Source organism: Acinetobacter sp. AS23 (assembly GCF_023612055.1).
Taxonomy (GTDB): Bacteria; Pseudomonadota; Gammaproteobacteria; order Pseudomonadales; family Moraxellaceae; genus Acinetobacter; species Acinetobacter oleivorans.
The window spans coordinates 2,821,101-2,834,104 of the sequence record NZ_CP082274.1 but is presented as its reverse complement, the minus strand read 5'-3'; the positions used below and the strand labels follow the sequence as shown (position 1 = coordinate 2,834,104).

General features: G+C 39.9%; 10 protein-coding genes. 5 read left to right on the top strand and 5 right to left on the bottom strand.

The features are described from left to right. Nucleotides 1–43: 43 nt before the first annotated feature. Nucleotides 44–499, top strand: a complete 456-nt coding sequence (locus tag K6I41_RS13350) for a MarR family winged helix-turn-helix transcriptional regulator (protein WP_250374541.1) — start codon at nucleotides 44–46, stop codon at nucleotides 497–499. A 123-nt stretch (nucleotides 500–622) separates the two neighbouring features. Next, nucleotides 623–1,315, top strand: a complete 693-nt coding sequence (locus K6I41_RS13345) for a GntR family transcriptional regulator (RefSeq protein ID WP_250374540.1) — start codon at nucleotides 623–625, stop codon at nucleotides 1,313–1,315. Between the two features lie 43 nt (nucleotides 1,316–1,358). Here the strand turns inward: K6I41_RS13345 and K6I41_RS13340 are convergent, their stop codons facing one another. The 5 genes from K6I41_RS13340 to K6I41_RS13320 form a co-directional block, all read right to left on the bottom strand. Next, the gene (locus K6I41_RS13340) at nucleotides 1,359–2,303 is read right to left on the bottom strand and encodes a PDR/VanB family oxidoreductase (RefSeq protein ID WP_199999614.1); all 945 of its coding nucleotides are present in this window, start codon (nucleotides 2,301–2,303) and stop codon (nucleotides 1,359–1,361) included. Between the two features lie 12 nt (nucleotides 2,304–2,315). Beyond that, the gene (locus tag K6I41_RS13335; protein ID WP_250374539.1) at nucleotides 2,316–3,392 is read right to left on the bottom strand and encodes an aromatic ring-hydroxylating dioxygenase subunit alpha; all 1,077 of its coding nucleotides are present in this window, start codon (nucleotides 3,390–3,392) and stop codon (nucleotides 2,316–2,318) included. A 234-nt stretch (nucleotides 3,393–3,626) separates the two neighbouring features. Next, nucleotides 3,627–4,814, bottom strand: a complete 1,188-nt coding sequence (locus K6I41_RS13330) for an OprD family outer membrane porin (RefSeq protein WP_250374538.1) — start codon at nucleotides 4,812–4,814, stop codon at nucleotides 3,627–3,629. A gap of 12 nt (nucleotides 4,815–4,826) precedes the next feature. After that, entirely contained in the window at nucleotides 4,827–5,780 is a 954-nt protein-coding gene (locus K6I41_RS13325; protein ID WP_250375787.1) for a formylglycine-generating enzyme family protein, read from the bottom strand. Between the two features lie 25 nt (nucleotides 5,781–5,805). After that, on the bottom strand, nucleotides 5,806–7,491 hold the full coding sequence (locus K6I41_RS13320) for an arylsulfatase (RefSeq protein WP_250374537.1): 1,686 nt from the start codon (nucleotides 7,489–7,491) through the stop codon (nucleotides 5,806–5,808). Between the two features lie 373 nt (nucleotides 7,492–7,864). On the opposite strand from K6I41_RS13320, the gene K6I41_RS13315 reads away from it, so the two are divergent. The 3 genes from K6I41_RS13315 (at nucleotide 7,865) to K6I41_RS13305 (ending at nucleotide 12,973) form a co-directional block, all read left to right on the top strand. Further along, nucleotides 7,865–9,211: an MFS transporter gene (locus K6I41_RS13315; protein WP_250374536.1), complete on the top strand. Its 1,347-nt coding sequence runs from the start codon at nucleotides 7,865–7,867 to the stop codon at nucleotides 9,209–9,211. 31 nt (nucleotides 9,212–9,242) lie between these two features. Then, nucleotides 9,243–10,523 (top strand): OprD family outer membrane porin, encoded by a 1,281-nt coding sequence (locus K6I41_RS13310; RefSeq protein WP_250374535.1) that lies wholly within the window; start codon nucleotides 9,243–9,245, stop codon nucleotides 10,521–10,523. Nucleotides 10,524–10,774: 251 nt separating this feature from the next. Continuing rightward, complete coding sequence (locus K6I41_RS13305) at nucleotides 10,775–12,973, top strand: OsmC domain/YcaO domain-containing protein (RefSeq protein WP_250374534.1); 2,199 nt, start codon at nucleotides 10,775–10,777, stop codon at nucleotides 12,971–12,973. Nucleotides 12,974–13,004: the final 31 nt, after the last annotated feature.

The following is a 13,004-nucleotide window of genomic DNA, read 5'->3' as shown; positions in this document are numbered from 1 at the left end:
CTCATACTTTCACTACAGATTTTCTTATGATGATTGAAAGGTTATGGTACGTTCGAATTCAGTTCCAAAAAAAGTAGAAGATGAGCCAAAGTTAAGTTACATGATTGCTCGTGTTGACCGAATTATTAGTAAACATTTAACAGAACATTTAAAAGAGCTTGAGATTACCTTGCCGCAATTTACAGCACTTTCTGTTTTAGCTTCAAAAAGTAATGTATCCAATGCTAAGCTCGCTGAGCGGTCTTTTATTAAGCCGCAATCGGCTAACAAAATTTTGCAAGATTTACTGGTCAATGGCTGGATTGAGAAAAAACCAGATCCAACACATGGCCGCCGTATTTTAATTACGCTGACTGAAAGCGGTATTGAAAAGCTAAATAAATGTAATGAAGTGGTTTTAAAAGTCGAAGAAAAAATGCTTGAAGGCATTGATATTAACTTGGCTTATTTAATCCGTAATAATCTCGATATTATGGTCAATAATCTTAAAAACCTTTGATGAAAGGTAGTTTGCAATTTAATTTATTAAACTTAATAGAAATGCTTAAGCACTGATTCACACAGAAAATTTATTTCATTTTACAAATGAACTTGCTAGCATCGAAGTGACGTTTTTGGTGATGTGTGGCAGCGAATGTCTTCAGGACAACAAGTTTTACTTAAACTAAGAAAAATGATTATTTCAGGGGAACTTGAAGGCGGTGCCAGAATTGCCGAAATTCCGACTGCCGAGTTACTTGGTGTTTCAAGGCAGCCTGTTCGTATTGCCTTTCGCTTGCTCGAGCAAGAAGGCCTCCTCATTAAAAACCCAACTCGTGGTTACACGGTTCGTGAAATTTCAGAACAACTTGTTCATGATGCGCTTGAAGTGCGTGGTGTGCTGGAAGGATTAGCTGCCAAAACTTTGGCAGAACAAGGCTTAAGCGAAGAGCAGAAAAAGACGCTGCAACATTGCATTCAAGAAACTGAAAAATTATTTAATGATAAAGACGAGTTTGGTGATGCTGAACTAGAACGTTATCACCATTTTAACGTCATTTTTCATGATACCATTATTGAGGGCGCGCAAAACGTCGCACTCATACAAGCCTTGGCAAAAAACAACCAATTACCGATGGCTTCTGCTCAAGCTATTACCTATGACCAGAACCGAGCTTTGTCAGAATATCGCCGTTTGCACTATGCACATTTACAGCATTGCTCGATTTTTGATGCATTGGTCCATCGTCAGGCAGGACGTGCTGAAACCTTAATGCGTGAGCACAGTAGCGTGGTAATTTTAGGTGAAACGCTAAGAAGTGTTCTCAGCGCTTAAGCTGAAATAAGTTCCTTTATTTCTGAATAAAGGAACTTAAATATTAAAGTTCAATCACAAGATTTTTAGTTTTTGCACGAGAACAGCAGGGCGTAAATTGGTCGTTCAAAGCATGTTCCTCATCGGTCATAAACATATCTCGATGATCAGGCGTGCCTTCTACTACGCGGGTAATACAGGTCCCGCAAATACCTTGTTCACACGAAACAGGAATATCAAAACCATTTGCAATTAATGCCTCAGTAGCAGTTTGCTCTGGTAATACTTCAATTCGACGGCCCGTACCTTTAACTTCAATGGTAAAAGCTTCATCGTTAGATGTATCTACTTTTTGAGCGACAAAATGCTCTTGATGTAACTGTTCGCTGTGCCAGTCAGCTTGTTCGGCCGAGCTCATGACAAACTGCATAAATCCTGTCGGACCGCATACATATAAGTGTCTGTTTGGTGAAGCTTGCGCTAAAACCTCTGCCATATTACATTCGGTGTCGGGTTGGTCTTGAATATGAAAATGAACTTGGTCACCAAAGTGCTCGGTTAAGTTGCCATAAAAAGCAATCATTTCATGACTACGAACAAAGTAGTGCAGTTCGAAAGGAATATTGGCCGACTTAAGACGATACGCCATCGACAAAATAGGGGTAATACCAATACCACCAGCAAATAAAACTGCCTGTTTTGTTTGAGGATGAATCTCAAATAAATTGCGTGGTTCACCAATCTTTAAATGGTCGCCTTCACAATATTCGGTGTGGATGCAACGTGAGCCACCGCGTGAATTGGCATCATGTAAAACGCCAATCACATAACGATGCTTTTCAGTGCAGCAGTTTGAAAGTGAATATTGGCGGGTGAGACCGTTTTTCAGGTGCACATCAATATGAGCGCCTGCTTCAAAACTTGGCAGCGCTGTACCATTTGCCGCAACCAATTCAAAAGCACGAATGGTCGGGGTAAGCTGGTGAATTTTTTGAATAATAACGTCCATGTTCATGCTCCTTTAAATAATCCGAATGTTTGGAAACTTCTGTGTGGATGTTTCAGGAGGTGTTTTATTTTCTTCGGCAAGTAGTCGCTCAATCACCTTACGAGACTGTACACCGCCTGCGTCGATGTTGAGCATTAGTAACTTGCGATGTGGATTGTTTAAAATATTTTGCTGCTGTTGCTCAAGCATTTCTAAATCTTCAGTAAAGATTTTGCCTTGGCCTTCACGAATTTGATCGGTGAGTTCAGCATTGTCAGGTTGGAAGTTACGTGCCATTCCCCAGAAATACCAGTGAGAGGTTTCGGTTTCTGGCGTAATAAAATCGACCACGATTGAGGAAACTTTTTTGTCTTTTGGTGCGTGATAACCACCATGTCCAGCATGCGCTACACCTACTTCAATGTGGACATTACTTGGCGCAAAGAAGTGGCAACGTTGCCAACGGTCAACTGGTACATTATCCGCCAAGTGATTACCGCGAAGGGCCATTTGCCAAAATGGAGGTGCAATCACATTTTCCATGTAGCGTTCGGTAATCACATGATCACCGTCAACTTTAGTGACAGGCAATGATTCATCAATCTCTTTTTGTCCGATGCTGCTTGAGTGAACATAGGTCTCGTGGGTTAAATCCATTAGGTTATCGACCATCAAGCGATAGTCACACTGAATATGAAATAGGCCTCCACCATAGCTCCATTCAGCATGATCTGCCCATTCTAAAGTTGGCAGTTTTGTTTCATCTGCTAAAGCTTTCTCGCCCGGCCATATCCAAATAAAACCGAACTTTTCAACAACTGCATATGATTTGTTGCAAGGGAAGCCATTTACACGTTGGGTTGGCATTGAAACAGTCTTTCCATCACAACCCATGACTAAGCCATGATAGCCACATACGAGGTTTCCATCTTCTACATATCCAAGTGAAAGTGGGGCACCGCGATGGGGACAAAAATCTTCAACGGCTGCAACTTGGTTTCCTTTACCACGATAAAAAACAATTTTTTCACCACAAATAGTGCGACCTAGTGGTTTGTCTTGGATTTCTTCTGGGCGGCAGGCAACATACCAAGCATTTTTAATAAACATTTGTGACGACTCCTTATCACTTATTGGATCCAATTTATAATAAATAAAAATATTGGTCAATTGATAGGCAGTATATTTTTTAAAAAATATTGATCTTTATGTGTGGTCATTGTGCATGTGTTTTAATGTTGATAAAGGCTTTTTGTGTTTCTTTTAAATTTTATGGCTGAAATTTTTATTCATCTTAATTTGGATCCATAACGGCTATGGTTAAGCCATTATGGAAAGTGAGAATTAGAAATTAACCGTGTAGTGAAGCATCATGCGCTGTTCATCCAGACTTTTGCCATGTTTGGTGTCGTAGTTAATATTTAAGAAAAGAAACTTAAGATTTTTAATCCAAGCATTTAGGTCGTACTGAATCAACACATTACTTTCTTGCTCAAAATCATTTTGATTCATGGTTTGAAATGAATCGCCATAAATATATTTATAGGTCACTTTTAGGCCCTTGATGTAGTCTTTAAAGTCATACGAGGCAACGAAATGATAAGACTTTTCGTCTGCTTTGGTAAAAGCGCCTAAGGTCCAGTTCATCATATGGGGGATGGGCATATTGTCGAGTTTTGGAATACCATCTTTGCCAAAGTTTTCTTGGTAGCCAATTCCAGTTGTAAAGTTTCCATGTTTAATGAAATGCATGGCCCCTACAGATGTATTGTCATATTCACCAAGCTTTGATTTACCGATATCGTCGTGGCGAAACACACGTAATTTTGTGGTGTGCTGTTTTGTCCATTGATAATCAAAAGCAAAGTAACTTTGATTGATGAGATCTGTTAAATAACCATTATAAAATTTCCAATGATATTGAGGCGTTTTCCCATCCCACTGGAAAAAGTAAAGTCCATCAGATTCATGTTTTGAGATGGCAAGTTTGTGGTAGTCCTCCTCATTTTTTGGCGAATAACGGTTAATCAAACCTAGCTCGAAATTTTGTTGTGGTGTCTTATATTTTAATTCTAAGCCTTTATAGTTCACCCGTAATTGATGTGTATCGACTTGTGGAGTAAGTGGTGAATCGGGAGCGATTTCACCTACATTCATGCGAAAGTTTTGATATTCAACTCCAGCACCTAAGCCATATTTAACTTGGTCTCGTGCTTGTTTTTTTGTGTTAGGGTCAAAGGGTATGACCATATCATTGGTGTATTGGTCGTGACTTAGGCGATATGCATATTGGATGCTTGGATTGAGGTGTAGCTGAACATCATTAAGCTGAGTTGACCAGTTACCACGATAGATCAGACCTTGGCTCAAGCTATGAGTATCGGGGCTAGTACCATTTTCATATTGTCTGTCGAAGTTGAATGTTTTTAGTGTGAGTGTATTTTGAAAATTAACATCTACTTCACTGTGAGCTAAACAGCAGGCAAGGGTTATCGCTGAGAAGAAAATCCCATAAATAAAAATATGCTTCATTTTTAAATCCGTTTAAAAGCGTTTTACTGTTCTAAATCCGACATGGCTGGTGGCAAGGTCGAGTTCCTGTGGATGCCTCGCGGCAGCACGATAACGCGCGCAATAGTTGGTTGCGCATAAATAAGATCCGCCTTTAATCGTGTATTGCAAAATCTGTTCGTGACTTTGCCGATATTTCGATGGATCTCCCATATGGTGATCTCGTGGTCCTGTATAGGGTGTTTGCGTCCATTCCCATACATTGCCAATCAAGTCATACAAACCAAAGGGGTTTTTACTAAAACAACCAACAGGGGCAACATCCTTAAAACTATCTTCCTGAATGTTTTTATAAGGAAATTCGCCTTGCCAGAAATTGGCTACAATATGGCCTTCGTGGGTAGGGCCAATATCGGAATTTTGCTGAAAACCTTTGGCTGCATATTCCCACTCAAGCTCAGTCGGTAAGTCATGACCTAGCCAGTTTGCATAAGCGTAGGCATCATTCCATGTCACCATGCGAACAGGCTCATGAGGCGCGGGTTGTTTAGGGTTGTTTAAGCCCCATGGATGTTTCCAATTGGCTCCTTTTTCAAATTTCCACCACTGTAATTCTTCAATTGGATGATCTGGTTGTATAAACATAGCTGCGCCGCCTTGCTTCTCTGCGTCGGTGACATAACCCGTTTGTTTAACAAACTCTTGAAATTGAGCGTTGGTGACTTCAGTTGCATCAATTAAAAAAGCGGGAACTGAAGTTGCCTGTAAGTTTAATGGGCGTTCATCTTCATAACCTTGTGTGGTGCCTAAAACAATTTTTCCTTGCGGAAGTTTAACCATGCCTGCTTCTTTATTGTTAGGCCATCCCGAAGGAAGGCCTGAATAGGAAGAACATTTAGCTTTAGTGCCTAGGTCGGGCAAAGGATTTTGTTCTAGTCGAGGTGTAGTTTTTTGGCATGCACAAAGTAAGAGGAAAGATGAAAGCATTATGATTTGTTTCATCTGGTTTTCTCTACTTTTTGTTGTATTGCTCAAAATCCACAACGCCGTTTTCATCGGCATATCTTAAATATTTATCATTTAAGACTTTGACGATTTCAGGATGTTCTGCGTAAACATTATGTTGTTCATTAAAATCTGTTTTTAAATTGTAGAGTTCCCAACCATGGCTCTTAAATTTAGAAGGTGAGTTTTCAACAAGTTTCCATTGGTCAGTTTTAGCGTAGCGGCTGCCATGTAATTCTTTAAAGTCATAATAATTAACAGGACGAATACGGGCAGTATTATCTTTAAACGCAGGGATCAGACTAAAACCAGATGGTTTAATTTTGGTGCTTGAAGTTGGATAAACCTGACTATTTTGAATACCAGCTAGCTCCATCACAGTTGGGAATATATCTCTGACTGTCGCAAAGTTATTGTTGATTCCATGTTGTTTAGAAATCTGAACAGGTGATTTAACAATAAATGGAACTCGCACACCGCCTTCTGAAGCGGCTGACTTCCAGTACGTAAATGGAGTGCTGCTCACTTCAGCCCATCGTGGTCCCATATAAACATATGAGCTGGCGTTGCCTATATTTTCATAGCGATTGTCGGCATCACCCATTGGGAAATTATGATCACCACCCTCAGCGCCGTTATCTGACATAAACACAATCAAAGTATTGTCATATAAATGATGCTTTTTAAGATATTGAATGACATCACCCACGCGGTCGTCTAACTGGGTAACCATGCCCGCATAAACTTCCATTTTGCGCGCTTCGTATTTGCGCTCTTGTGGTGTAAGTTCATTCCAGCTTTTGGTGCCTAAAGCTTGATTGCCACGTTCGACTGGGTATTCTGCATTTGCAGGAATTAATCCTAGTTGCTTTTGTCTCTCAAAGCGTTGCTTACGAATTGCATCGTAGCCTTGATCGTATTTACCTTTATATAAGTCTCTGTAATGAGCGGGTGCCTGTATCGGCCAATGTGGAGCGGTATAGGCTAAGTAAGCAAAAAATGGTTTTTGCGCTTTATTTTTGTCTAAGTACTCAAACGCTTTTTGTGTAAAAAAGTCGGTCGAATAGTAGTTGTCAGGCAAAGTGGTCTTTTGACCATTTTCAGTGTATTGGGTGTTGCGCGGATAGTTTTTAGGTTGGTCTTTAAAGTGTAAATCGAAGCCATCGAGCAGAGCAAAAGATTGATCAAAGCCACGGGATTTAGGGTTTTGGTTGGGAGCATAGCCTAAGTGCCATTTACCGACCATGAAGGTGTAATAATCTTTAGTCTTTAAAATTTCTGCGAGTGTGTAAGCATTTTGCGTTAAATGACCTGAATAGCCATCAATTTTGAGGAGTGCACGCGGGCTATCGGCGCCAACCAATTTTTCTTGTCGTTTTGATGTTTCATACATCGCACCTAAACCTACCAAGTGGTTATCTGCACCAGTCATAAGCTGTGCACGAGTAGGTGAACACATTGATGAAGCATGAAAATTAAAAAGCATTTTTCCTTGCTTTAACAGGCTATCAATATGAGGGGTTTTAATTTCGCCACCATAAGCACTGATATCTGAGAATCCAAGATCATCGGCCAAAATAATCATGATGTTAGGTGGTTGTTGATTTTTTGGAGGTGCTGCTTGCGCTGTGTAAAACAACTGGCTGGCAAAAAAAAGTCCCAATGTAAGCTGACTTACTCTTTTGAGTTTCATAACAACAATCCTTTGATGTTTCATAAATGCATCTTGCATTTCCTGGAAATAAACTGAGCTTTTTTTGGCTAAAAAATGCTCTGGAATCGATCATAATGGATTTTTTAATATGGATCCATAAAAATATTTAAGCATTCCAATTTTATGTTTTTAATAATTTTATACTTATATAATTTATGTGTTTATATACTTTTTAATAATCCATTTATAATTTTAGTTGATTTTTTGGATCCAAATATTCAGTATAGAAAAAGAGCAGGATGCTCAAAAAACAAATATTCCTCTAGGTCATTATGGATACGGATGTGCATAACCACCCAATCGCTTATATCAGCAATGTCGTGTGTATGTCTTATCCAAGGGAGATACACAAATGGAAAGAGACGTTCTAAGTGAGATCAATCAAAACAACATGAGCCGCTACCAATGGTTCGTTATTCTGATCTGTATTTGTCTCAATATTATTGATGGCTTTGACGTGATGGTAATGGCATTTACTGCTCCATCTGTTTCGGCAGAATGGTCACTTTCAGGCGCACAAATTGGTTTGTTACTCAGTTCAGGTCTTTTTGGAATGGCTGCCGGTTCAATTTTTCTTGCACCTTTAGCCGATAAAATCGGTCGACGTTTACTCATCTTAGTTTGTCTTGTTATTGCAGGTCTTAGCATGCTGGGCTGTGCTTTTGTACAAAGCCACGGCATGTTAGCCGCACTTCGGTTTATTACTGGAATTGGGGTGGGTGGCATCCTTGCGAGTAGTAATGTATTGGCGAGTGAATATGCCAATGCTCGCTGGCGCAGTCTTGCTGTGAGCTTAATGTCTACCGGTTATGGAATTGGCGCGACACTGGGCGGGGTACTATCACTGGCATTGATTGAGCACTTAGGTTGGCGCTCAATCTTTTTAGCAGGCGGCATTACTACTATTGCAATGTTGCTGATCAGCGCATGGTTATTACCTGAATCTCTAGATTATTTACTCGCGAAACGACCAAAACAGGCACTAGAACGTATTAATGCAACTGTAAATCGTATGGGGCTAAACGAATTACCAGTTATGCCGCGTTATGAAAAAATTAGTACGCAAAATGGTAGTGAACTGGGCAAGTTGTTTGCTGGACAACTTGGATTTCAAACACTTTGTTTGTGGTTTGCATTCTTTTTAGTGATGTTTGGCTTTTACTTTGTGATGAGCTGGACACCGAAAATTCTTATTTCAATGGGGATGTCGCCACATCAAGGCGTAAGTACCGGCATTTTAATTAGTATTGGCGGGATTTTCGGGGCAGCCATTATTGGTTTATTAGCATCACGTATGAAAATTTTCTATGCCTTAAGTCTATTTTTAGGGCTAACCTCGGCATGTGTTTTCCTATTTGTCGCAGTCTCCGCTCAAGTCAGTGTTGCACTCATGGTTGGGTTATTACTTGGCACACTCATTAATGGCTGTGTGGCAGGTTTATATTCGATTTCTCCAACAATTTATGATGCTGAAATCCGTAGTCGCGGCGTGGGCTATGCAATTGGTTTTGGACGAATTGGGGCAATTTTATCGCCAACGGTTGCAGGCATTTTTTTGGATAAAGGTATAGCACCCGCAACGCTGTATGCCTATTACGGTGTGGTGTTTATTTTGGCTATTTTCCTGATTTTAAGTTTGGGTAGTGCTTTTTACCGCAGTCAAAAAGAGCAGAACTACTTGCTTAAAACAGCACCTTAATCCATTAAAAATTAAATAGTTGAGATAAAAAATGAAAAAGACACCATTATGGGTGGGGGTATGCTTGTGCCCATTATTTAGTCAAGTTGTGCATGCCGAATTTCTTGCAGATAGTAAAGCTGAGCTAACACTACGTAATTTTTACTTTGACCGAGACTATAAAAAAGACCCATATCCCTATACAGCAGGTAGAGATTGGGCGCAGGGTTTAATTTTTAAAGGACAGTCTGGTTACACCGAAGGGACAGTTGGGTTCGGTGTTGATGTACTGGCAATGGCAGGTTTTAACCTGATGGGAAGCCGTGCTGATGACTATGCGCGTAGTGGCTTACTTCCAGTTGATACCGATAACTCACGTGACGATTATTATGGAAAAATCGGCATTACAGGGAAGGCTAAATTTAGAAAAAATGAGCTTTTTGTGGGTGATCTGGTTCCGCAATTACCAACCCTATTTTCATCGCCAGCGCGCTTGTTTCCACAGACGTATCGCGGTATTCGCTTTGTTTCAAATGAAATTCCAAATCTTCAACTTGAAGGCTTTTATGTCGACGAAGTACGGCAGCGCGACTCAATTCGTTATACCGATGTTGGAACAGACAATATCAACCATCGTTTTGACAAAGCGGCAACTACTGATTCTTTTTATACATTAGGTGGAAGCTATCAGTTAAAGGATTATCGTCTACGGGCTTATCATGCTGGACTCAAAGACATTTACCAGCAACAATTTTTGGGCTTTAACGGTAAACAGCCTTTAAATGACCAGCTTAATTTTTTAAGTGACGTACGGTTTTTTAATAGTGAGGAAACAGGAAGTAAAAAAATAGGAGAGGTCGATAACCGACATATTGGTGGCTTATTTGGTTTGAACTATCAAAATCATACGCTTTCTTTGGGCTACATGCAGTCATTTGGCTCGACTGGTTTACCATTTTTATCAGGAACTGAAAGTCCGGTTGTGCTTGATTTTATGAGTTCGGACTATTCAAATAAAGACGAAAAAGTCTATTCGATTCGTTATGAATATGACTTTAAAAATGCGCGGGTAGGTGATGTTTCATTAAATGGACTACGCTTTATGACCCGCTATGCAAAAGGTGAAGACATTGATTTGCTGCAATACGGCGATCAGCGTTTCAAAGAAGAGTCGATAGAGTTTGATTTGGGCTATAAAATTCCTGAAGGTAAGCTAAAAGGATTGGGAATGCGAGCCCGTTTTTCTCACTACCGCAACGATATGCCAACGAATATGACCTTTCACTCGACAAATGAAACGCGGTTAAATGTCGATTACACCTTTAAATTTTAATGTTCAATATTTATTAAATTAAAGACAAGTTAAAACATTGTGAGCAGCAATGTTTTAACTTTAGTTATCAACTGCACAAAATCCCTCTATAATACCGCCAATCTTATTAAAGCCAATTGAGTCTCTCATTAAACACATGGCTTTAATCTCTCATTTTTTTAAGTCAATTTCTTCGCTGTGATTCGGCTTATTTTTCAATATTTAGAATTTTATGTGTCTGTGCTGACACATAAAAATATTTAGGTGCCAGCATGGAAATCAAGGTTAATTATCTCGACAATCTTCGACAGGAAGCTAAGTTCGATGACTTTACGGTAATTGCCGATCAACCAATTCGCTATAAGGGTGACGGTTCGGCACCGGGCCCATTTGACTATTTTTTAGCATCGTCAGCATTGTGTGCAGCGTACTTTGTAAAAGTGTATTGTGCCGCTCGAGATATCCCAACCGATAATATTCGTTTATCGCAAAATAATATTGTTGATCCTGAAAACCGCTACAAACAAACATTTAAAATTCAAATTGAATTACCAGCCGATATTTCAGAGAAAGATCGCCAAGGGATTTTACGTTCGATTGACCGTTGTACTGTTAAAAAAGTGATTCAAACGGGTCCTGAATTTATTATTGAAGAAGTGGAAAGCATTGATGCAGATGCACAAGCATTGTTATTGCCAAGCCTAACTTCAGAAAGTCATACTTTTATTCAAGGTAAAGACCTGCCATTAGAAGAAACCATTGCCAATATGTCTGCTATTTTGGCAAATTTGGGCATGAAGATTGAAATCGCGTCTTGGCGTAATATTGTCCCGAATGTATGGTCATTACACATTCGTGATGCGCAGTCTCCGATGTGTTTTACCAACGGTAAAGGTGCAACTAAAGAGAGTGCTTTAGCGTCTGCATTAGGCGAGTTTATTGAGCGTTTAAACTGTAACTTCTTCTATAACGACCAGTTCTGGGGTGAAGAAATTGCCAATGCTGAATTTGTGCATTATCCAGATGAAAAATGGTTTAAACCGGGTCCAAATGGTGAATTACCTAAAGAAATCTTAGATGAATACTGTCTTGAGATTTATAACCCAGATGATGAGTTACTTGGCACACATTTATATGACACCAACTCAGGCAACGTAGAGCGTGGCATTTGCTCGTTACCTTTTGTGCGCCAGTCTGACGATGAAGTTGTATATTTCCCATCAAATTTAATTGAAAACTTGTACTTAAGTAATGGTATGAGTGCCGGCAACACTTTGGCAGAAGCTCAAGTTCAATGCTTGTCAGAAATTTTTGAACGTGCTGTAAAACGTGAAATTTTAGAAGGTGAAATTGCACTTCCGGATGTTCCTGAAGACGTATTAGCAAAATACCCAAGTATTGTTGCTGGTATTAAAGGCTTAGAAGAGCAAGGTTTCCCTGTATTAGTTAAAGATGCATCGTTAGGTGGCCAGTTCCCTGTAATGTGTGTGACTTTAATGAACCCACGTACGGGTGGGGTGTTTGCATCTTTCGGTGCGCATCCAAGTTTTGAAGTTGCGTTAGAACGTAGTCTGACTGAATTACTTCAAGGTCGTAGTTTTGAAGGCTTAAATGATTTACCTCAACCGACTTTCCAAAGTAATGCGGTCACTGAGCCGAACAACTTTGTTGAGCACTTTATTGACTCAAGCGGTTTGGTATCTTGGCGCTTCTTTAGCTCTAAATCTGACTATGATTTTGTTGAATGGGATTTTTCTGGCGAAGGCGAAGAGTCGAACGCAGAAGAAGCTGCAACATTGTTCGGCATTCTCGAAGAGATGGGCAAAGAAGTATATATGGCAGTGTACGAGCACTTAGGTGCGACTGCTTGCCGTATTTTAGTACCGGATTACTCAGAAATTTATCTCGTTGAAGATTTGATTTGGGACAATACCAATAAGGCACTTTCATTCCGTGAAGATATTCTAAATCTGCATCGTTTAGATAACGAACAGCTTGAGGCGTTGGTTGAGCGTTTAGAGGAATGTGAGTTAGACGATTACACCGAAATCACCACGCTAATTGGCATCGAGTTTGATGACAATACAGTTTGGGGACAGCTCACAATCTTAGAGTTGAAATTGCTGATTTATGTTGCTTTACAACAGTTTGAAGAAGCAAAAGAGCTTGTCGAAACTTACTTGCAATATAACACCAACACCGTTGAGCGCGGATTGTTCTATCAGTGCATGAACGTGGTGCTTGAAGTGATGCTAGATGAAGAACTAGAGCTTGAAGACTATCTGACTAATTTCCGTCGTATGTTTGGTGATACACGAATGGACGCGGTATTAGGTTCTGTCGATGGTAGCGTTCGTTTCTATGGTTTAACTCCAACAAGTATGAAACTAGAAGGGCTTGATCGCCATTTACGTCTGATCGAGAGCTATAAAAAATTGCATGCAGCTCGTGCTAAAGCCGTAGCGATGTAATTTAAAAAAGTGAAAGAAAAAAGCCTATTTT

Bases quoted from the DNA above. Each gene is read 5' to 3' on its own strand.
- K6I41_RS13350 (WP_250374541.1), top strand. From the start codon at position 44: ATGGTACGTTCGAATTCAGTTCCAAAAAAAGTAGAAGATGAGCCAAAG.
- K6I41_RS13340 (WP_199999614.1), bottom strand. From the start codon at position 2,303: ATGGACGTTATTATTCAAAAAATTCACCAGCTTACCCCGACCATTCGT.
- K6I41_RS13335 (WP_250374539.1), bottom strand. From the start codon at position 3,392: ATGTTTATTAAAAATGCTTGGTATGTTGCCTGCCGCCCAGAAGAAATC.
- K6I41_RS13330 (WP_250374538.1), bottom strand. From the start codon at position 4,814: ATGAAGCATATTTTTATTTATGGGATTTTCTTCTCAGCGATAACCCTT.
- K6I41_RS13325 (WP_250375787.1), bottom strand. From the start codon at position 5,780: ATGCTTTCATCTTTCCTCTTACTTTGTGCATGCCAAAAAACTACACCT.
- K6I41_RS13320 (WP_250374537.1), bottom strand. From the start codon at position 7,491: ATGAAACTCAAAAGAGTAAGTCAGCTTACATTGGGACTTTTTTTTGCC.
- K6I41_RS13315 (WP_250374536.1), top strand. From the start codon at position 7,865: ATGGAAAGAGACGTTCTAAGTGAGATCAATCAAAACAACATGAGCCGC.
- K6I41_RS13310 (WP_250374535.1), top strand. From the start codon at position 9,243: ATGAAAAAGACACCATTATGGGTGGGGGTATGCTTGTGCCCATTATTT.
- K6I41_RS13305 (WP_250374534.1), top strand. From the start codon at position 10,775: ATGGAAATCAAGGTTAATTATCTCGACAATCTTCGACAGGAAGCTAAG.